At 64.2% G+C, this 17,151-nt stretch carries 38 protein-coding genes and 1 tRNA gene; 23 read left to right on the forward strand and 16 right to left on the reverse strand.

Annotated features, from left to right (window positions below):
- Positions 1–25 precede the first annotated feature (25 nt).
- Positions 26–99: transfer RNA gene (locus G5A07_RS01560), tRNA-Gly, on the forward strand.
- A 26-nt stretch (positions 100–125) separates the two neighbouring features.
- Here G5A07_RS01560 and G5A07_RS01565 read toward each other — a convergent pair.
- The 4 genes from G5A07_RS01565 to G5A07_RS01580 form a co-directional block, all read right to left on the reverse strand.
- Positions 126–440, reverse strand: a complete 315-nt coding sequence (locus G5A07_RS01565) for a hypothetical protein (RefSeq protein ID WP_191862446.1) — start codon at positions 438–440, stop codon at positions 126–128.
- A 123-nt stretch (positions 441–563) separates the two neighbouring features.
- Positions 564–1,604, reverse strand: a complete 1,041-nt coding sequence (locus tag G5A07_RS01570) for a tyrosine-type recombinase/integrase (RefSeq protein WP_191862448.1) — start codon at positions 1,602–1,604, stop codon at positions 564–566.
- Position 1,605: 1 nt separating this feature from the next.
- A complete protein-coding gene (locus G5A07_RS01575) occupies positions 1,606–1,803 on the reverse strand; it encodes a DUF4224 domain-containing protein (RefSeq protein ID WP_191862450.1) in 198 nt (65 codons plus the stop codon).
- Position 1,804: 1 nt separating this feature from the next.
- Positions 1,805–2,098 carry a hypothetical protein gene (locus G5A07_RS01580; RefSeq protein ID WP_191862452.1) on the reverse strand — a complete coding sequence of 98 codons (294 nt, stop codon included), beginning with the start codon at positions 2,096–2,098 and terminating at the stop codon, positions 1,805–1,807.
- Positions 2,099–2,149: 51 nt separating this feature from the next.
- On the opposite strand from G5A07_RS01580, the gene G5A07_RS01585 reads away from it, so the two are divergent.
- Positions 2,150–2,632: a hypothetical protein gene (locus G5A07_RS01585; protein ID WP_191862454.1), complete on the forward strand. Its 483-nt coding sequence runs from the start codon at positions 2,150–2,152 to the stop codon at positions 2,630–2,632.
- Positions 2,633–2,637: 5 nt separating this feature from the next.
- On the opposite strand, the gene G5A07_RS01590 is transcribed toward G5A07_RS01585, so the two are convergent.
- Positions 2,638–2,844 carry a hypothetical protein gene (locus G5A07_RS01590; RefSeq protein WP_191862456.1) on the reverse strand — a complete coding sequence of 69 codons (207 nt, stop codon included), beginning with the start codon at positions 2,842–2,844 and terminating at the stop codon, positions 2,638–2,640.
- 64 nt (positions 2,845–2,908) lie between these two features.
- Between G5A07_RS01590 and G5A07_RS01595 the strand changes: the two genes are divergently transcribed.
- The gene (locus G5A07_RS01595; protein WP_191862458.1) at positions 2,909–3,445 is read left to right on the forward strand and encodes a hypothetical protein; all 537 of its coding nucleotides are present in this window, start codon (positions 2,909–2,911) and stop codon (positions 3,443–3,445) included.
- A gap of 77 nt (positions 3,446–3,522) precedes the next feature.
- Here the strand turns inward: G5A07_RS01595 and G5A07_RS01600 are convergent, their stop codons facing one another.
- The 10 genes from G5A07_RS01600 to G5A07_RS01645 all read right to left on the reverse strand — a co-directional run bounded on the left by G5A07_RS01600 (position 3,523) and on the right by G5A07_RS01645 (position 6,828).
- Positions 3,523–3,885 carry a hypothetical protein gene (locus G5A07_RS01600; RefSeq protein ID WP_191862460.1) on the reverse strand — a complete coding sequence of 121 codons (363 nt, stop codon included), beginning with the start codon at positions 3,883–3,885 and terminating at the stop codon, positions 3,523–3,525.
- The gene (locus tag G5A07_RS01605) at positions 3,878–4,552 is read right to left on the reverse strand and encodes a hypothetical protein (protein ID WP_191862462.1); all 675 of its coding nucleotides are present in this window, start codon (positions 4,550–4,552) and stop codon (positions 3,878–3,880) included. Before G5A07_RS01605 ends, G5A07_RS01600 begins: the two co-directional genes overlap by 8 nt.
- The gene (locus G5A07_RS01610; protein WP_191862464.1) at positions 4,549–4,758 is read right to left on the reverse strand and encodes a hypothetical protein; all 210 of its coding nucleotides are present in this window, start codon (positions 4,756–4,758) and stop codon (positions 4,549–4,551) included. Before G5A07_RS01610 ends, G5A07_RS01605 begins: the two co-directional genes overlap by 4 nt.
- Before the next feature lie 87 nt (positions 4,759–4,845).
- Entirely contained in the window at positions 4,846–5,088 is a 243-nt protein-coding gene (locus tag G5A07_RS01615; protein WP_191862466.1) for a hypothetical protein, read from the reverse strand.
- Positions 5,088–5,417, reverse strand: a complete 330-nt coding sequence (locus G5A07_RS01620; RefSeq protein WP_191862467.1) for a hypothetical protein — start codon at positions 5,415–5,417, stop codon at positions 5,088–5,090. Before G5A07_RS01620 ends, G5A07_RS01615 begins: the two co-directional genes overlap by 1 nt.
- A complete protein-coding gene (locus G5A07_RS01625) occupies positions 5,414–5,701 on the reverse strand; it encodes a hypothetical protein (RefSeq protein ID WP_191862468.1) in 288 nt (95 codons plus the stop codon). The genes G5A07_RS01620 and G5A07_RS01625 overlap by 4 nt, the downstream gene beginning before the upstream one ends.
- Positions 5,698–6,132, reverse strand: a complete 435-nt coding sequence (locus G5A07_RS01630; protein WP_191862470.1) for a hypothetical protein — start codon at positions 6,130–6,132, stop codon at positions 5,698–5,700. Before G5A07_RS01630 ends, G5A07_RS01625 begins: the two co-directional genes overlap by 4 nt.
- The gene (locus G5A07_RS01635; protein WP_224329024.1) at positions 6,129–6,428 is read right to left on the reverse strand and encodes a hypothetical protein; all 300 of its coding nucleotides are present in this window, start codon (positions 6,426–6,428) and stop codon (positions 6,129–6,131) included. Before G5A07_RS01635 ends, G5A07_RS01630 begins: the two co-directional genes overlap by 4 nt.
- A complete protein-coding gene (locus G5A07_RS01640) occupies positions 6,425–6,640 on the reverse strand; it encodes a hypothetical protein (protein WP_191862472.1) in 216 nt (71 codons plus the stop codon). Before G5A07_RS01640 ends, G5A07_RS01635 begins: the two co-directional genes overlap by 4 nt.
- Entirely contained in the window at positions 6,637–6,828 is a 192-nt protein-coding gene (locus tag G5A07_RS01645) for a hypothetical protein (RefSeq protein WP_191862474.1), read from the reverse strand. Before G5A07_RS01645 ends, G5A07_RS01640 begins: the two co-directional genes overlap by 4 nt.
- Before the next feature lie 540 nt (positions 6,829–7,368).
- Here G5A07_RS01645 and G5A07_RS01650 point away from each other — a divergent pair.
- On the forward strand, positions 7,369–7,764 hold the full coding sequence (locus G5A07_RS01650; RefSeq protein WP_146256732.1) for a hypothetical protein: 396 nt from the start codon (positions 7,369–7,371) through the stop codon (positions 7,762–7,764).
- A 73-nt stretch (positions 7,765–7,837) separates the two neighbouring features.
- Positions 7,838–7,984 (forward strand): hypothetical protein, encoded by a 147-nt coding sequence (locus tag G5A07_RS01655; protein ID WP_191862476.1) that lies wholly within the window; start codon positions 7,838–7,840, stop codon positions 7,982–7,984.
- Between the two features lie 87 nt (positions 7,985–8,071).
- On the opposite strand, the gene G5A07_RS01660 is transcribed toward G5A07_RS01655, so the two are convergent.
- On the reverse strand, positions 8,072–8,761 hold the full coding sequence (locus G5A07_RS01660) for a S24 family peptidase (RefSeq protein ID WP_191862478.1): 690 nt from the start codon (positions 8,759–8,761) through the stop codon (positions 8,072–8,074).
- 73 nt (positions 8,762–8,834) lie between these two features.
- On the opposite strand from G5A07_RS01660, the gene G5A07_RS01665 reads away from it, so the two are divergent.
- The 18 genes from G5A07_RS01665 (at position 8,835) to G5A07_RS01750 (ending at position 17,148) form a co-directional block, all read left to right on the forward strand.
- Complete coding sequence (locus G5A07_RS01665) at positions 8,835–9,266, forward strand: hypothetical protein (RefSeq protein ID WP_191862603.1); 432 nt, start codon at positions 8,835–8,837, stop codon at positions 9,264–9,266.
- 109 nt (positions 9,267–9,375) lie between these two features.
- The gene (locus G5A07_RS01670; RefSeq protein WP_109813934.1) at positions 9,376–9,906 is read left to right on the forward strand and encodes a phage regulatory CII family protein; all 531 of its coding nucleotides are present in this window, start codon (positions 9,376–9,378) and stop codon (positions 9,904–9,906) included.
- Positions 9,903–10,214, forward strand: coding sequence for a winged helix-turn-helix domain-containing protein (locus tag G5A07_RS01675; protein WP_191862479.1), 312 nt, complete (start codon positions 9,903–9,905; stop codon positions 10,212–10,214). Before G5A07_RS01670 ends, G5A07_RS01675 begins: the two co-directional genes overlap by 4 nt.
- Position 10,215: 1 nt before the next feature.
- The gene (locus G5A07_RS01680) at positions 10,216–11,109 is read left to right on the forward strand and encodes a helix-turn-helix domain-containing protein (RefSeq protein WP_191862481.1); all 894 of its coding nucleotides are present in this window, start codon (positions 10,216–10,218) and stop codon (positions 11,107–11,109) included.
- Positions 11,099–11,770 (forward strand): hypothetical protein, encoded by a 672-nt coding sequence (locus tag G5A07_RS01685; RefSeq protein ID WP_191862483.1) that lies wholly within the window; start codon positions 11,099–11,101, stop codon positions 11,768–11,770. The genes G5A07_RS01680 and G5A07_RS01685 overlap by 11 nt, the downstream gene beginning before the upstream one ends.
- Positions 11,767–11,961 carry a hypothetical protein gene (locus G5A07_RS01690; protein ID WP_191862485.1) on the forward strand — a complete coding sequence of 65 codons (195 nt, stop codon included), beginning with the start codon at positions 11,767–11,769 and terminating at the stop codon, positions 11,959–11,961. Before G5A07_RS01685 ends, G5A07_RS01690 begins: the two co-directional genes overlap by 4 nt.
- Complete coding sequence (locus G5A07_RS01695) at positions 11,961–12,338, forward strand: Ref family recombination enhancement nuclease (RefSeq protein ID WP_191862486.1); 378 nt, start codon at positions 11,961–11,963, stop codon at positions 12,336–12,338. Before G5A07_RS01690 ends, G5A07_RS01695 begins: the two co-directional genes overlap by 1 nt.
- Positions 12,335–12,847: a hypothetical protein gene (locus tag G5A07_RS01700; protein ID WP_191862487.1), complete on the forward strand. Its 513-nt coding sequence runs from the start codon at positions 12,335–12,337 to the stop codon at positions 12,845–12,847. The genes G5A07_RS01695 and G5A07_RS01700 overlap by 4 nt, the downstream gene beginning before the upstream one ends.
- Positions 12,844–13,197, forward strand: a complete 354-nt coding sequence (locus tag G5A07_RS01705) for a Lar family restriction alleviation protein (protein ID WP_154352239.1) — start codon at positions 12,844–12,846, stop codon at positions 13,195–13,197. Before G5A07_RS01700 ends, G5A07_RS01705 begins: the two co-directional genes overlap by 4 nt.
- On the forward strand, positions 13,197–13,406 hold the full coding sequence (locus G5A07_RS01710; RefSeq protein WP_191862489.1) for a hypothetical protein: 210 nt from the start codon (positions 13,197–13,199) through the stop codon (positions 13,404–13,406). The genes G5A07_RS01705 and G5A07_RS01710 overlap by 1 nt, the downstream gene beginning before the upstream one ends.
- A 70-nt stretch (positions 13,407–13,476) precedes the next feature.
- Entirely contained in the window at positions 13,477–14,175 is a 699-nt protein-coding gene (locus G5A07_RS01715) for a hydrogenase maturation nickel metallochaperone HypA (protein ID WP_262405792.1), read from the forward strand.
- A gap of 190 nt (positions 14,176–14,365) precedes the next feature.
- Complete coding sequence (locus tag G5A07_RS01720; RefSeq protein ID WP_191862491.1) at positions 14,366–14,563, forward strand: hypothetical protein; 198 nt, start codon at positions 14,366–14,368, stop codon at positions 14,561–14,563.
- Positions 14,560–15,024 carry a lysozyme gene (locus G5A07_RS01725; protein ID WP_191862493.1) on the forward strand — a complete coding sequence of 155 codons (465 nt, stop codon included), beginning with the start codon at positions 14,560–14,562 and terminating at the stop codon, positions 15,022–15,024. The genes G5A07_RS01720 and G5A07_RS01725 overlap by 4 nt, the downstream gene beginning before the upstream one ends.
- The gene (locus G5A07_RS01730; protein WP_191862495.1) at positions 15,021–15,497 is read left to right on the forward strand and encodes a lysis system i-spanin subunit Rz; all 477 of its coding nucleotides are present in this window, start codon (positions 15,021–15,023) and stop codon (positions 15,495–15,497) included. The genes G5A07_RS01725 and G5A07_RS01730 overlap by 4 nt, the downstream gene beginning before the upstream one ends.
- On the forward strand, positions 15,494–15,838 hold the full coding sequence (locus G5A07_RS01735) for a DUF1064 domain-containing protein (protein WP_154352243.1): 345 nt from the start codon (positions 15,494–15,496) through the stop codon (positions 15,836–15,838). The genes G5A07_RS01730 and G5A07_RS01735 overlap by 4 nt, the downstream gene beginning before the upstream one ends.
- 162 nt (positions 15,839–16,000) lie before the next feature.
- Complete coding sequence (locus G5A07_RS01740; protein WP_191862496.1) at positions 16,001–16,291, forward strand: hypothetical protein; 291 nt, start codon at positions 16,001–16,003, stop codon at positions 16,289–16,291.
- Positions 16,291–16,689, forward strand: a complete 399-nt coding sequence (locus tag G5A07_RS01745) for an HNH endonuclease signature motif containing protein (protein WP_191862498.1) — start codon at positions 16,291–16,293, stop codon at positions 16,687–16,689. Before G5A07_RS01740 ends, G5A07_RS01745 begins: the two co-directional genes overlap by 1 nt.
- 78 nt (positions 16,690–16,767) lie before the next feature.
- On the forward strand, positions 16,768–17,148 hold the full coding sequence (locus G5A07_RS01750) for a hypothetical protein (RefSeq protein WP_191862499.1): 381 nt from the start codon (positions 16,768–16,770) through the stop codon (positions 17,146–17,148).
- The last annotated feature ends 3 nt before the right edge of the window (positions 17,149–17,151 follow it).

The raw sequence follows: 17,151 nt of genomic DNA on the forward strand, positions 1-17,151 counted from the left end.
CTCCGCATAGACTTTCATCCGCAATGCGGGCGTAGCTCAATGGTAGAGCTGTAGCTTCCCAAGCTACTGACGTGGGTTCGATTCCCATCGCCCGCTCCATGTCTCCCAACGGTTTCCAACCGTTCCTAGCGCTCCGCAATATCCAGACCGCTCCGCAATTCGTGGAGGTGGCGGGGCGGATTGCTCTGTTGAGCGTCGTACCAAGCTTGGAACTTCGCGCCGTCATCGGGCCCGTCGAATGTGACCAAGTACCTGGTTTCCTTTCGGGCACCTTCGACTGGCGGCGCGTCAGAGTACGGACCGACTCGCCAATCTGCGTCGACTTGTGTCACGGTGGCATTGCTGCCCGAGGCAGCAATGCCGTGGTTCACTTCCTCAAGCTTGGAAGGTGTGATTAGCAGAGTGTTTTGATGCACCTGCAGGTATTCATCGCTGTTCATGAGCATTGACCTCCGGTTGGGACTTCATGTTGCCTCAACGGGAAATTGCCGTGGTGACGCGGCCTAGGCGGAACCTAGTCGAAAGCATAACGCCCCGACTTTTCTGGTTATAGCGGGTTCACTTTATTTAGTTGGGGTTGCCTTAGACCCTCTCTTCTTCCGGACGTAGATTTCGGTCGTGGTGACCGATGAATGCCCGAGCTGGGCCTGCGCCTCGCGAATGTCCTTTGCCGAATCGGCCTTGTCCGTGCCCGCCTTGGCGCGTAAATCCCGGAACTGGAATTCCCCCTTTGGAATGCCCGCAGCCTTCCTGGCCTTGTCGAACCGGTAGCGCAGGGCCGCACGCCCCAGGGCCAAGCCCTCGTCGTCCACGATCAGCCGCGTGCTGTAGACCTTCTCTCGCCCGTTCGGGCACTTCTCCCCCTTTCGCTTTGCAATGCGCTCGAGCAGCGCAGCCAGCTCGCCTGTGATCTCCATGGTGACGCGGTTGCTGGTCTTCGACTGCTGGATGATGAGTCCGCGCGCTGTAACCTGGCGCACGTCCATGGACCACACGTCGCCAACGCGCTGGCCGGTTAGGTAGGCCAGATCCATGGCGTCGCGCAGAGCTGCGTCGGCATATGCATAGACGGCGCTGAAAGCGTCATCGTCCACGTAAACGTCGCGACCGGCTTCCTTGTTGCGACGAATGCCCTCGCACGGGTTGGGTAGATCGGTGATGCCTTTGCCGCGTGCCCAGTTCCAGATATGCGAGAACAGTGAAACCTCACGGTTCGCGATCACCTTCGCCTTGCGCCAATCCAGATACTGCCGGATGTTGATCGGACGGATGGCTTCAAACGGCGCTGGCGGTGCGTCGAAGTAGCTCAGCAGCGCGGTGATGCAGCGATTGTTGAGGCGCTGGGTGGTGACGGCCTTGGTAGGAACCACCTCGGCGCGGTAGCGATCGGCAACGTGCCGGAAGGTCACGACAGCCGCTGCGGGGATCGTGCTCGCGTGTTCGATCTCGGCCCATCGCTTGATGGCCACGCCGTAGTCGCTGCCGAGGGGTGTTTCGCGCCTCGGCTTTCCGCCGTGGTCATAGTAGTAATGGATAACGCCCGATTTCTGCTTGCGTGGCCTGAACCGGGGGATTGCCCCCGGCTTACTCGGTTTCCGTCCCATTTCAAGCGACCTTGCTGGAAGTCCATGTCGGCGGCGCCTTTGGTGCATGCGCCGTTCCCTCGACACTGGAGCGGAGCACGACCGGCCAGTCGTGCGCGTCCAGGTAGTGCTTGATCCCGTTCTTGCGGAGAAATGCCGCCTGGCGCGCGCGCTGCGGCGTGCGGCACAGGCCGGCGATCTCGTCCCGCGACAAGTACATGTCAGACGGCACTGGCCACCTTGCCTCCGCCTGACATCACCAGGCGCATCTGTACAACGTTGTCGGCAACGGCTGCCGGCGACTGAGCCCGCGCGCTGCGGGCCGGCCGGTTGAGCAGGCGCCACGCTTCGATGGCCTTGCCCGGATCGGCATGCTTGCCGGTCGACCTGCAGGCGCACTCCACCAGGTGGCCACCGCCGGCGGACGCGCAGCGCTTGTCGTGGATGTGGCGCGCGCGGTGGCCGGCGGCGCAGTTCGGCAACCCTTCCGGGTGGCTGATATGTTCTTGGGTCATGTGTCAGCTCCGATGGAAATGCGGGGAATGGCTGGCGCTACACTGGGGTGCATGAGTCAATATGCGAACTCGACGCATGCGGAGTTGTGGCTCCGCGCCAAGGCTGAGGCGGGCGCTCTTCGACAGAGCGCTGACGTTCAGGACTTGGTATTGGCCAAGAGGCCGACGACGCATTGGCAGCGGCAGCAGATCCGAGCCGCCATGGCTCCGGGCGCTGACCGGTCGCTGGCCGACCTGTTGGACGCACTGGCCAGGCAGGTTCACCACGGTGAGCACCTGGAGGGCGACGCCGCGCAACAGCTTCTGGAGCCGGGCGCGACGCTGCTGACTGTGTTCGGCCCTCGGCTCGCGAATGGGCAGAGGAATGCTCGCCACCAGGTCGTTCTGGAAGCGGCAAACCTGGTGCTTCGGACGCGAGCGAAGGAATGGCTCAATGCGGGAAAGCCCGGAGAGACCCGGCATGATCGAGCTATTGCCAGCAATCGCGGCTTGGCGGCCGTGCTGGGGGAGCTTGAGGCGGAGCGGAAGCGCTAGAGCGGTCATGCGAACAGGTCCAGTTGGGCCGGCAGTGCCGGTGCGCGCGGGGGTTCCGGCAGTGAGGCGGGGGCGGTAGCGCGCACACGCGCGCGCTGAGCGGCGTTGAACGAGAACCAGTAGCCAAGGCCATTCCTCCGCGCTCGCGCCTCGCTGAGGAATACGCGCGCTGTGTGCTTGGCCTGTGCAGCGGTGAGCAGCTGGTCAGCCATGGGTGGCCACCGAGGTGACACGAGCCGTGGCAGAATGCCGACCACACCACGAATGGAGTTCGGGATGAGCATGATGGATGGAGTGAGCCAGTGCTGGTTGCTCAGCCGATCTTGTGTAATCGATTGGGATGCTTGGGCTGCCATCGCCACGGCAGCTGCAACTGGGCTTGCTCTCGCTCTTGCTCTCAAAGAGACGAAAGCGCGTCATCGCAAAGCCAAGCACGACGCATTGCGATCGAAGATCGCGCTTTATCCCCACGTCCATGAAGCTCAAGCTGCGGTCACATCCCTGGGCTCGGTCATTCGTGCTGACGCTCATCTCATCATTCCGAATGTCGAGCATGAGATCCAAAGGGTCACGGCTGCCATGGAGGCCATTAAAGGAACCGGCCACCAGCTGGAAGAAGGTGATGCGCTGTTGCTCGCCAACGCCACGTCGCTTGCTGAGTACGTTGTTCGTCAGTCCAAAAGACTGGTCAACCTCGATGCGGCCGCACACAGTGACGCTGCGCTTCGTGACGACTGGGCGAGAGATGCCCGTAAGGCAACACAACTCTTTCTTGACCTTGCCTCCGATTACAAGAGAGCTACGAAGGCGTAGCAGGTCACCGCAAACGCAGCACTGGCAGATTGGCATGCATTTCCCATTGCGCGCCTCCGTGTCTTTGGTGATCGCCTTCATCTCCAGCCCCTCAGGTACTCGCCGAATGTCACGCCACCGTCGTAGCGCAGGAACTGCTGGTAGCGCTGCTGGGATCGGGTCAGTTTCGGTGGCGGCGGAGTGTGCTCCTGCACTGCTGCGCGGCCGGCCTGGGTGACGTTGAACAGGTCGCTGCCGCCGGTGAGCGCATTGCCCGCGCGCCGGACCATGAATCCACGCTCGACCAGCGCCATGCAGTGTTGGTGGTCGGTGCCGCCTGGGCCGGTGACGAAGTGACTGCGGTAGCTGCGCTCCAATCCGCCCTCGCCAACGCCCAGGGCGTGGCGAAGGATCTGCAGCTCGGCTTCCGGCAGAGCGCCGGTGGTCGTTTGGTCAGCCATTGCCCACCGCCTGGTTGTCGATCTTGGACAGCAACTCCTCCATGACGGCGATCCCCTCGCGGTAGATACGGGCGTCGTTGTTGTAGTCGTGCTCGCCCTTGGTCTCAATCTCGCGGGTTCCGGGTGCGCAGGGATCGGCGGGCAGGTGCGAGCGCCACTGCTCGATCCGTCGCTGCAACAGTGCACGCATCGCGTCCAGGTCCACGGCCTGCGCGGGCGGTGCATGCCGCTCCATGATCAGTCGCAGGTCGAGCATCCGGATGCACACCGTGTCGGCGGCGTCAGGGTCTTCCGGATCAAGCTCGCACACGTCGCGGATGACAAGCTCGAACCATTCAGGGATAGACCCCACCGGCTGGCGGGCGGCGAGGGCGGCTACCAGCGCGTCGTAGGTGGCCATAGAAATCGTGCCGCTGTAGTCACCGCTATCAATGTCGCTGATTACGCGGCGCGCGGCTTCGTGCAGCGCATCCTGACCACCCGGGGTGGGCTGGACAGGAATGATCGCGTCGTGCAGCTCCATGGCCTGCTGGCTGTAGCCGATGCCGTGAGTCCCTGCGTTGTACGCGTCACCAATCAGGTCGCGTGCGCGGTCGTACGGCACAGTTGCCAGCCTCACCCTCCCACCGGGCTGCACGTCCGCCAGGGTCTTGTTGTCGTTGCTCATGCCTGCATGTCCTTGCTGTTGGTGGAGCGCGCGCTGTGCGCGGCGAGGTGTTCCCAGCGTTCGGCTTCGCCCAGGTAGTACTCGTGTCGTTCCTGTCGGACGGTGGCGGTGAACTGCACATCGTTCAGGGCGCGCTCGGCGGCGGCGCGGTTGGCCGCTGCCATGCGGGCTGGGTCGTGATCGAAGATGTCGAGCTGGTTACGCACGCTGGACTCCTGGAATGGGTTGCCGGCTGGTGGAACCCGGCCGGCGCGGGTTCCCTGCGCTACAGGGGGAGAGCGCAGGGCAGGGGGTCAGTGGGTGTCGTCAGCGATCAGCGGCGCGCGCTGTCGTTCATCGCTGCGGCGCTGCATCTCGGCCTTGAAGGCCGGCCAGCTGGTGCGGAGGTCTTCCCAGCAGCGCCATGCGAAGAACACGGCGCCGATGGCGCAGGCCAGGGCAGCGGCGTCGACGTGGTTGCGCAGCGCCCAAGCGAGCAGCGCGAGGAGCAGGCCGACGACGACGGCGCAGAATAAGGGCAGGGCCAGGTGGCGCATTACTCGGCTCCGCACAAGAAGCCCGGCTCGGCCTCGGCCAGCCATGCGCGCATGGTGGTCATGACGCCGGTGGGCTGCTCGTCCTCGTCGGTCTCCGGCACCGGCATATCCAGTTCCTGCTCCGATGCCTGATAGGGGTAGCCATCTGCGGGCGCTTCGCCGCAATCGGCTTCGTGCAGTTCGGCGGCGTGCTCGACGGATTCGGCTGCGTAGATGGTCGGCATGTCGTCGACGTAGAAGGCTTTCAGCTGGGTCATGGAGATTGCTCCTGGCGGGGTGATGGGCGGGATGCCGACGGCCATGGCGGCGAAGAAGTCGTGGTCGGTCATGGCTGCTCACCGTTGGCTTTGGCGATGGCCGCTCGCGCGAAGGCGATTCGGGCCTCAACCTCTATGGGCAAGGGCTCTGCCCCTGCTTCGAGTGCGTCGCAGAGCATCTGCAACTCGTCGCGCATTTCCGGCGCGGCTGAGATCAGGCGTGCGGTTCTCTCGCTTTCGCCCGAACTGTCCTGGGAAAGCTGGCAGATGAAGCGGTTGTTGGGTCCGCGCACGATGTGCGTGTAAGCATCGCTCTGCTCTTGGTATGCCCAAGGCCCTTGCGTCCGGCCGGTCACGACTGCACCCCGGTGAAACTGAAATTGCAGGCGCGCTGACAGTTGCCGTTCTTGGCCTCCCAACGCAGCGAGGCGATCTCTTCCTCTTGCGGTGCCAAGGCTTCTTTGATGGCCTGGAACGACGGCAGGGTGAAGTCCTGGAAGGCGGACAGCTTCTCGGCCAACCAGATGGCGCGGTAGTGGGTCGGCAGGCCGCGCTGCACGCACGCCCCGGTTTCCACGTGCGTTACCTGCCATTCGCCCAGCTCGGCGACCGTGCTATCGCCCATCATGGTCTTCTCGTCGTCGCTGTAGACGTGGTGGCAGAAGAACGGGCCGACTACGAAGCCGGTGAACTTGCTGGGCGGCGAGGCGTCTGCGCGCTTCAGGTCTTCGCCGCGCGGCAGGGTGAAGGTCTGCATTGCGGCCGGTACGCAGGGGAATGCGGTCAAGCGGCACCGCCTTGGGCGATGGCGCCCTCGGTGGAGGCAATGAACGCCTGCAGCTTCTTCCGGCTGGCAGGCGGGACTGCGATGTAGGTGCGACCGGCAATAACGTGATGCTGACCAGCGGTTTCGCTGAAGGTCGGCGCGGTATCTGCAGCCGCGAACATGACCATGGCCTTTGCGCCGTGGGTGCGGCGCCAGCCGGAGACGCTCCAGCCGCCTTCATCCTTCATGGCGCGCAGCCGCATGCCGCAGCCGGGCACTTCGATGATGGCGAAGCTCGGGATGGTGGGCGCGCTCATGCAGCACCTGCCTGCGCGCGCGCTGCGCGGCGGGCCGCAGCGACCGCACCTGCAGCGCTCTGGCCGTGCCGCAGGACGGCATTGGCGGCGATGCTGGCGGCGACGACGACCTGATAGGGGAGGAGGCCCCAGCGGCGCCCGGCGCGGGCGACGATGCCAGCGGCGGCTGCGGCGCGCTGGGCGTTGGAGTGGTGGGCGAGGGCGGCGCTCATGCGGCGGCGTCCTGGCTTTCGCCGCTCAGCTGATGCGCAGCGTGCTGGATCTCCACCGAGAGGCGGTCGGCCTCTGCCACTTCAATGTAGAGGCTGGCAGAGCCCACCTTGATGGCGACCACGCCGAGGGAGGGAATCGCTACGACGGTGGGTGGCGCCTTGCTGACGCCCAGGGAAAGGGTGGCCATGCGTGATCTCCTGCGCCCGGCCCCGGGATGGGGTGATGTTGGGCGACAGGGCTAGATTAGGAGTGGCTAATCTTTCAGTCAATAGGAGTGGCTAATATTTTTATGAATGGAGTTCCTAATGCACCCTGGTCTGCGTGGACCGGATGACCGACCACCCCTGCAAGTGATACGGCTGAGCCAGGCTGGGACACTGGACCGGGACAGCAGATAGGGCGGGAAACGGCCCATGAACGTGAACGTTTAACGTTAAAACTTTCCGGCCATAGTTGCGGTCTATTGGGACAGTCCATGAGTCTGAAACCTAAGCGACACAAGGGTTCACTAAGGTTTCATCCTCGGGAGCCGATACTTTGATCGAAGGGTTTGCTTGAGCAATTCGTGAATCTGACCAGTTGTCAACCATTGATGCCTAAGACAGTTGTGGTAAGGGCTGTTTACCGGTTAACATCGCCGGCAGACAGTAGCGGATCGCTACATTAGATAGCGGCCGCCGATCCCTCTAGCGGCCTTTTTTGCCGGTTGCGACAGGGGACTCACTGGATGAGTGCAAGGCCGAATTTGACGGTTGTTCAAGGTGCTGGTGGCGGTGTCGTACGAGACCGTCAGCTGGAAGATGAAGTCCTTAAGATTTGGGAAGACATCGTCCAGCACATCGAGCTCGTTCTTGCCGGTGCAAACGAGCACGGATATGAGAAGTTCCTGGAGCTTGCGAACCCGAGCATTGAGGACATTGTTCAGTCGATCGACAAGGTCGATGAGTTGATGAACAAGATGTTCGCGGGGCAGCTCGCTGATCTCGTTGATATCGAGACTGAGCTCAAGTTGAACGACTGCCAACAGTGCATTCACCTCATCCGGCGCGTTCACATTGCGCTCAAGTACGACAACCAAGATGAGTACGACGACGTCATTCGCAAGCTGATTAGTCACCGCTGATCTACTACCCGTAAGTTTTGATTACTTCCCACAGCAGATGGACCAACGGAGCAAAACCATGAAGGCGGATGCCATGAAGACCACGATCGCTGCCACTGATAGGGCGCAGAGCCGTGAGGATCTTCTTGCATTGGCTCGTGCAATTCGAGCCGAGTTCAAGATCCTTAACGGCCACATGAGCCGGATCTTGGTGGCTGCGGACACCCGTAAAGCCGCATAACCCTCGGCTGTTGCCTACGAAAAGCCCCGCTTAGGCGGGGCTTTTTCTTTGTCCCAATTTGGGACAGTGCTAGGGATCCTTCGCTAGCTAGAACTTCCGCAGACCTGCGTGGATCAGCGCCTTACCCAGGATGCTCACATCGCCAGGATCTGGCCTATAGGCCGGGAAGTCTGTGTTGACGCTTACGACGTAGAGACCGTCGCCGCGCTTCTGCAGCATCTTGATCTGCGTCTCGCCCCCGATGTTGATCAGGTAGTAGTCGTCACCGTCGAAGTAGTCGCAGCTGGTGTCGATCCAGACAATGTCGCCGTCTTCGAGTTTGGGTTTCATCGACGGCCCGCGGCCGGTGATGATCTGGATCCTGCCTGGCTTGGGTAGGTAACCGAGCTTCCTGCGGACTTCCCATTCTGCAACCTCGATGGTCTTCACCACCTCTGGGTAGTCCTGGTTAACCATCCCTGCACCCATTCCCGCACCCCCTTCAAACAAGTCGAAGCGAACATATCCGGGTGGCGTCTCAATCTCTCGGACTGGCGAGATCCATTCAGTCGGATCCGTGCTGGACTGCATCTGACCCTTGCCAGTTGCCAGCCACGTCTCGTTCACGCCTAGGGCCTTTGCCGCTGCAAGCAGGTTCTCGCCCCGAAGGAACTTTGCTTTCCCGCTGAACCAGCCGTTGACACTAGGCGCGGAGATGCCCACCCGTCGGGCAAGTTCCGCCTTAGAGAGCTGCGCGTGCTCGATGGCGATCGTCAAACGTTCGGCAAGAGTAGTCATTAGGAAAGGCTAACTACAATTGAGTTAGGACTGGCTATTGACTGAGGCATTAGCTAGTCCTAATCTTGGTGGCATGGACAACCTTACTGCTTCCGAGATCATCGACCGCTTGGGTGGCACCACAGAGGTGGCCCGCATCTGCCGGATCAAGCCGCCGTCTGTCAGTGAGTGGCGCGCTAGTGGGATCCCACCAGCGCGCCGGCAGTTCCTCGAACTGCTGCGGCCAGAAGCTTTCGTTGGATCTGGTATTGCGGCTGTCCGTCAGCTGGTCGACAGCCGCATGAGCAAGCGCGCGCTGCGAGCCAAGCTCGGCATGGCGAGCGACAAGCACCTTGCCACCTTGCTGCAGCTTCCGGCCGAAGAGGTCGAGGCATGGCCGGAGGAGGGCGTCCTGCCCGTCCTGCCGCAGATCCAGCGCCTGCTGGGTGTCGAGGCTCAGCCAGCCGCTGAGCCCGCCAATGACGATCCCGACGCCGACCGCATCGGACCCGTCGACACCGCCTGAAAGGCCATCCCTGGCCGTCGTCCCTGACTTGCTGATCTCCATGGCGCCCATCGTGCGCCACCCGGGCCCAGCCCGAAACCTTGAAACACAGCCTTCCCCAAGGTGACCCATGACCTGCCGTACATCCGCACTCAACTGGCTCGACGTTCTCTACAACTCCGTGCGCAAGACGCCCGGTGGTGTCGTGGATGCAGCCGCCTTCTTGGCCGACCGCCGCGGCAAGTCCATGCACCCGGAGACGCTGCGCGCGAAGTTGCGCGGGCTGGAGGGCGAATCGGTGACGATGGAGATCGCCGAACTGCTGACCGAATGGATGCAGGAGAAGGCAGGCGGCAACGACTACGCCCTGGACTGGATGCAGGCGCTGGCCGGCCAGTTCGGCATGGCCGTCGCCACGGTTCCGCCGCCGCCGGAGGGTGGTTGGTCGGACGAGATCGGCGCCATCCAGACGAAGCTGCTGGAGATCACCACGCGGGTGGGGCGCCTCTCGGGCACCGCAGTGGATGCGATGGCCGACCGCCACATCGACAGCGACGAAGCCAAGCTGATGGTGGAAGAGGCCAACTCGCTGATCACGATGGCGCACCGGCTGATCCGCAACGTGTCGCGCGCTGCAGCGAAGGGGAGGGCGCGTCGATGAACCATCCGGCCCGAGCAACCGACCTCAGCACCAGTCACGAGGCAGCCTACTACGTCGTTCAATCCGGCTTGCAGGGTGACCAGCAGGCAGCAGCGGCGTCCGCAGTGAAGCGCCATCCCGGCCTGACCAGCAATGAGCTGGCCCAAGAGACCCGCATGTGCCGCTACGTGCTGGCACGCCGTCTCCCCGAGCTGGCAGAAACCGGCCGTGTTTGGCGTGGCCCGAAGAAGCCCTGCTCCGTCTCGGGCCGCAGCGCCTGCACCTGGTGGCCGGTGGCGCCGGGCGAGAACATGACGCTGGGGCTCTGACATGTCGACGATCATCATGTCGCAGTGCTGGCCGCTACAGGGCCTGAGCGTTACGCAGAAGGCTGTCTTGATCTCGCTGGCTGACCAAGCCAACGACGACGGCGTGTGCTGGCCGGCAGTGGGCACGATCGCCGCGCGCTGCTGCATGTCGGCGCGCGCTGTGCGTAGCGCCATGGATCATCTGGAGGCCGTAGGCCTGCTGGCGCGTGATCGCCGGTTCAACAGCAGCACGGTCTATTCGGTCACGCCGGCCAAGTTCAACACTGCCGCTGCACCGTCCAAGGGAACCCGCAAGACCGGAAAGAACGGTACTGCACCGGGCGCAGGTGCTGCGCCCCATGCAGGGGGTGCGCCCGGTGCAGGTGGGGGTGCGCCCGCTGCAGGAGGGGATGCACCGGGCGCAGGTCTGGAGGTGCGCCCCGTGCCGCCTAACCGTCATATAACCCCCATTGAACCGTCAGATGAACCGCCAGTTGCGCCGCCTGTGGCGACGCCGCCGACGAAGGCGGAGCTGGAGGAGCAGATGCAGCTGGCCTGCAAAGCGACATGGGGCGCCTACCGAGCCGCCTACCGCAATCGCCACGGCGTGGACCCCGTCCGCAACGCCAAGGTCAACACCAACGTTCGGGATCTGGTGAAGCGCCTTGGCCGTGAAGAGGCGCCGCTGGTGGCTGGGTGGTTCGTGAGCGTCAACGAGCAGTACGCCGTGAAGCGCATGCACGACCTGGGTGTGCTGCTGGCCGGTGCTGAGGCGTACCGGACCCAGTGGGCCACCGGTCGACAGGTGACCGCCACCATCGCCCAGCAGCAGGACCAGACCCAGGCCAACGCATCGGCTATCGATGACGCCAAGGCGCTGCTGCGCCGCATGAAGGGGAGCGCCAATGCTCAGTGATGCCGATCAGGACAGGCTGGTCGAAATGCTGGTGACCACGGCCGAGGTGATGGGCGAGCAAATCCGCCCGACCGCTGCGGCCTACATGGTCGCCGACCTGGCGACCTACCCGCTGCAGGTGCTGGCCAACGCGCTGACCGCCTGCCGCCGCGAGGTGAAAGGGAAGCTCAGCCTAGCCGCGATCATGGAGCGTATCGACGACGGACACCCGGCACCCAACGAAGCGTGGGCCGTGGCCATCCGCGCCGCTGACGAGGCGGTGACGCTGGTTTGGAGCGAGCAGACCCGTGACGCATGGACCGCGGCGCTGCCGCTGGTGGAGGCTGGCGACAAGATCGCAGGCAGGGCTGCATTCCTGGAGGTCTATACCCGGTTGGTGAAGGAGGCGCGCGCTGCAGGCGGCTGCGCCGTCTACCAGCCGTCGCTGGGCCACGACCCTGGTGCTCGCGACGCAGCGCTGCAGCAGGCGGTCAACGCTGGCCGCCTTGCCCATGAGCAGGTTGCCGAATACCTGTCGCTGCCGCCTGCCACGCCGGCGTTCAACCCGCTGGCACTGCTGGCCGGCCGAGTGGAGGCAAGCCCGGAAGCAAACGAGCGCACCCGGAAGCGGCTGGCCGAGATCGCCGAGTTGTTCGGCTCCGCTCAGGACGCTGCGGCATGAGCCAGGACCACGTCGAACTGGAAGTGCGCCCGGTGTCCGAGCCCGTGGCGGTGGCCGGCTGGTATCTGGCCTATGGGTACGGGATCAAGCCGCTGGTTATCTACGCCACCCGTGGCACCCGGGTGTGGCGCGATGGCATGCGCCAGATACCAATCACTCGCTATGCCGGTCCGATCCCGGAGCTGCGCTGATGTGGTGGTCGCTTTCGCTTGGCCCACCTCCTACCCAGGAGGAAAGGGCCCGGATGGAGCTGGCAAAGACGGGCCCTTGCATGGCCTGCCTGGCGCTGCTGCAGCAGCAGTTGCTGGAGCCCGAGCTGGTGGTCTACGGCTGCGACTACAACCACGCCAAGAGCGGGAACCTGCGGCGCGGCCACATGTTCGGCTTCGCGCTCTGCAAGTGGCACCACATGCGGCATCCGATGGAAGGGAACACCTTCGCGACGATGCGCCAGATCTACGGCCCGAGCCTGATGGATGGCTCGCGGACCTTCCACGAGACGTACGGCTCCGACGACGAGCTGATTGCAAACCAGACCTACATCAACGAACTGAGGGCCGCAGCATGATGGATCGGACCAACACCTACGCGGGCACTGTCCGCGCGCTGTTCCAGGCAGCGCCGCATGCCCGGTTGCGAATGCGTGACCTGTGTGCGCTGGCGAAGGCTCACACCGTGGAGCATCGCTCGCGGATCCGCAGCGCGGTCCGTGACTTGGTCGCGGCAGGCTTCCTGGACAAGGAAGGGAAGGGCCAGCGTGCCGAGTACCGCAACTCGGGTAGGGGAATGCCCCGGCAGTTCGTGGTGACCTCCGACCAGCGCGAGCGCTGCCGCGCGAACAAGGCGCACAAGCAGGCTCTCCGCCTGTCGGCGAAGCGGGCCGAATCCGCAGCACCGCGGCCAGCGGACAAGATGACCATCAACCGGTCGCGCGTGGCGCTGCTGGCGGACCTCGCGCCAGCCAAGCCTTGGGGAAAGGAGAGGGGCGGTCAGCGGCCGGCCGAGACGGTCGAGCAGTTCATGGCGCGGGGCGGGCAGGTGCAGCGCCTAACGGCCAGCTGGGAGCGTGCAGCATGACGGCCCTCGACCTGAAGCCATGCCCGTTCTGTGGCGGCTCGGCCAGCGTAGAAACCTTCTCGGAGGAACACTTCATCTACGGCGAAGTGCCTTGGCGGAGGATCCATTGCCAGTGCATTTCCGCGTTGGAGCAGCTTGCAGAGGAACGTGAGGCGGACATTGTTTCGGCATGGAACCAGCGCGCCCCAGTCGGGGAGAGATGGCTGCCTATCGCGGACGCGCCCCAGGACGGCTCGCGGCTGATGCTGTGGGACTCGGTGAGCAAGCGGCCAGTGTTCGGCAGCTGGCGCGGAGACAACCCGGGGATCACGCACTATGCGGACGAGCCGACCGGCCCGGAGGAGGTCTGATGGACACCGCCTTCCACGTGGGCCAGCTGGTCATGGTGAAGGAAGATCCTGACGTGTTCCCGTTTTGTGGCGAGGTCGCACGCGTTTCTGTTCTCGATGTTCCTTGCATGGACGGGATCGGAATGGAGGTGATCAGCGATCACCTGGGACGGTTCAAGGGCGCCTACGAGCAGTTTGAGCCGATTCCTGAAATCAAAGGGAGGCACTGATGGATCCCATCGAGAAGAGGGCGCGATCGCGCGCTGCACAAGCAATCCACCAAGGGGAAGGCGCATGCAAATGAACAATGCCCGCGAACTGCTGTCCAGCCGGACTGGCCCAAAAACGATGAGCTTTGACGGGTCTGCCGGTGGCCCGTCCACCCAGGAGATCGTCGCTGCATTGGCGTATGTTCCGCATGGGCTGGGGCATGAGCTGCTGCAGGCACTATGGTGGCCCGAGAGCGGCCAGCGTCGACGAGAGCAGTTGCGCCAGGCTGTCGTGGGCTTGGTCGCGCCGGAGTTCACCCGCCAGATGCACGATCTTGCCGATGCCCGCACGGAGTTCGGGATCGCCAAGGCCAGCATGGGCTGGGGCGGTGGCACGGTGACCGATGTGCAGCGACGTGAGCTGCGGCGTGCCGAGCAGGCGCTGGAAGATGCACGCGCGGCGGCGTGGCCGAACAACACGATGGAGCAGCTTGGGGTGCTGGCCGGGGCGGTGATCGAAGAGATGGCCGGGGCGTGCGAGTGTTCCCGCTGTGGAGGCAAGAAGGTCCTTGTGGACCCGTCGATCGCGGGGATCGTGAACTGTGATAGCTGCGGCGGGAGTGGCTTCGATCCGCTCAGCGGCCGAAAGCGTGCGGCTGCCATCGGTGCCGACTGGTCCGCCTACAGCCGGTTCTGGCGGCCGGTCTATGAGTGGATGCTTTTCAATTTCCGTGCAGCCGAAGCGCGCGCTGCCAGGCAGTTCAGCAAGGCCCTCACGCAGGCTGCATAGCGATGACTTCCTAGGTCATCGAAAAAGGCGGCAATCTTGCCACCATCCAATCGCAAGCCCCGGCCCAGCCGGGGCTTTTTCTTTGCCCGTGACCCCATACCGGATCAACTCTTCAGACCAACCGGCAACGGGGCGGGCACCAATCAACCGGGAGGGGCATATGCCGAACCGGACTAGCTACGGGGCCACCATGAAGGACGAAATCATTGGCACTGCCGCTGGTGCTGCAGCGAAGGCTGCTCCACCGGTGACGGTTGCCGGCGCGGTCGCCGCAGGAGCGAACCTCGATCGCGTGGTGGTGGTACTGACGATCATCTACTTGGTGGGCCAGATTAGCTATCTGGGCTGGCGCTGGGTTCGCGAGTGGCGGCAGAGGGCGCGAGCATGAAGGCCAAGATCATCGGTAGCAGCGCCGCCGCCGTCATCGCCTTGGCTGCGGCCGCACTGGTAAAGCCATGGGAAGGCTACTCGCCGACTCCCTATGTCGACATGGTCGGCGTTGCCACCTACTGCTATGGCGATACCAGCCGCCCGGAGAAGGCGGTCTACACCGAGCAGGAGTGCGCCGAGAAGTTGAACAGCCGGCTCGGGCAGTACCTGACCGGCATTCAGGCATGCATCCGCGTCCCACTGCAGCCCCACCAGGCTGCGGCGCTGCTGAGTTGGACCTACAACGTGGGCGTGGGCGCTGCCTGCCGCTCGACGCTGGTGGGGCGGATCAACGCAGGACAGCCCGCCGCAAGTTGGTGCCCGGAGCTGGACCGCTGGGTCTACGCCGGTGGCAAGCGCGTACAGGGCCTGGTGAACCGTCGAGCTGCTGAGCGGGCCATGTGCGAGGGCAGGTCGTGAACCGCGTCGCCATCGCGGTCGCCGCTTTTGCCCTTTGGTCCGGTGCCATGTTCGGGGCTGGCTGGGGTTGGCGTGGCGATCGCGCGGAGAGTGCTGAAGCCCGGCAGCTGGCCAGCACCAGCTCCGCCCAGGTGCAGCAGATCAACCAGACCCGTGCCATCGAGCACGCCCAGGCCGAGACACTGGCCACCATCGGAGCGAAGCATGAAGAAGACCGCGCTGCGGCCGAGGCCGTCCCTGCTGCTGTTGTGGCTGACCTGCGCGCTGGCCGTCTCCAGCTGCGCGACGACCTCGCCACCTGCAACACCAGCCTCCTGTCCCAAGCCGTCGCCGGCGCCGTCGAACGTGATGCGCACGCCGAACTACGAGCAGAGGTTGCGGGAGCTGCTGTTCAAATCGGCCGGGACGCCGACGACCACGTCCGCGCCAGCCAAGCAGTGATCGTGACTGACCGGCAACCGGTGACGCAATGAACCGCCGAGTGCTCGCGCTGGGTCGGCTGAAGACCGGCGAGATGAACAAGACCGAGGCCGCATATGCCGAGCGGCTGCGCGCGCTGCAGTCTGCCGGTGAGGTCCAGTGGCACCGGTTCGAGGGCCTGAAGCTGCGCCTGGCCGACAACACGTTCTACACCCCGGACTTTGCAGTCATGGCTGCCGATGGCGTCATGGAGTGCCACGAGGTCAAGGGCCACTGGCAGGACGATGCCAGGGCCAAGATCAAGATCGCCGCGGCCATGTATCCCTTCCGATTCATTGCGGTTAAGGCCAAGCCTAAGCGGGATGGCGGCGGCTGGGCAGTGGAGGAGTTCTGATGGCGGCGACAGTGCGCGCGTCGATACGCATGCGGTGGTGGCTTCGTTGCTACCTCGCCGCAGTGATGTGGTTCGCCCGGGCAACGGGGATGGAGCCGGACTGGGACCGGGTGGACCGGTGGATACGCCGTGGCCTGGTGCTGCAAACAACGAGGGTTACTGATGGACACCACACAGGTTAGCGCGCGGGGCACGGCGCTCAGCCCAGAACAGGTCGCGCGTTACGCTGCGGCCTCGTCGCTGGCTTCGCGTGTTGAATGTTGCAGCGATGCACGCATTGATCGCTTGGTTGGGATCATCGAGCAGCAGGGCAAGCAGATCGCCGAGCTGGCCATGCACGTGGGGCTGCTGGTGCAAGCGGTGGCGCAGCTGCTGGGCGAGGAGGCCGGCGCACCGGTGCAGGATGAGGGCGCCGAGCCCGAGCGCGTGGACCTGGACGGGAACCCTTACTGATGCCTACCAGGCCACCGCAACACCGTGCGGCTGGCTGGCGCCCCTACAAGGAGACCAGCGCTCAGGTGCGCAAGAGGCAGGCGCGACGCGCATTGCCCACCAACTCCTCGCTGTGGCGCAGGATTCGCGCGGTGGTGTTGGCCCGTGAGCCCCTGTGCAGATGCTGTGCGGAGCAGGGAAGGGTACGGGCGGCCACTGAGGTCGATCACATTGATGGGGACGACGCCAACAACGCCGACAGCAATCTGCAGCCGCTGTGCCGGCCCTGCCACAGCGCCAAGACGGCGCGGGAGAACGGAGGGTTTGGCAGGGATCGCAGCCATCACGGCGAACCTGAACGGGTCGCGGGTTATCCACAGCAAACTGAACGAAAGGGGAGGGGGGAGGGTCAAAGTTGAGGGCCCTCCTCGACCGATACGCGCGCCCCCCTTTCTTCTCGCGTCCGCAGAATTTGAATTTCAGAAATGGGAGGTCCGATGGCTCGCCATCGACAGCCGAGGGAACTGGCCGAGCTGAAGGGCGCGACCAAGAAGGATCCGCAGCGCTACAGGAACGAAGCGCCCAAGACGGATTCGCCATTGGGCAAAGCGCCGGCACACCTTCCGACCGAGGTCGCAGTGGTGTGGAAAGAGCTGGAGAAGTGCGCCTTGCCGGGCGTCCTGACCAGCGCCGACCGTTTCATCATGGAGGTGGCGTCATCGCTGCTTTCCGAGTTCCGTGCCAACCGCGGCGAGTTCGTTGCGGCCAAGTACTCCCACCTGATCGGCTGCCTGGCGCGCCTGGGCCTGACCCCGGCTGACCGTCAGAAGCTGGGGACCGAAAAGACCCCGGAGGGCAACCCATTCGACGAGTTCTGATCC

Source organism: Stenotrophomonas sp. AS012628 (assembly GCF_010608305.1).
Classification (GTDB): Bacteria; Pseudomonadota; Gammaproteobacteria; order Xanthomonadales; family Xanthomonadaceae; genus Stenotrophomonas; species Stenotrophomonas geniculata.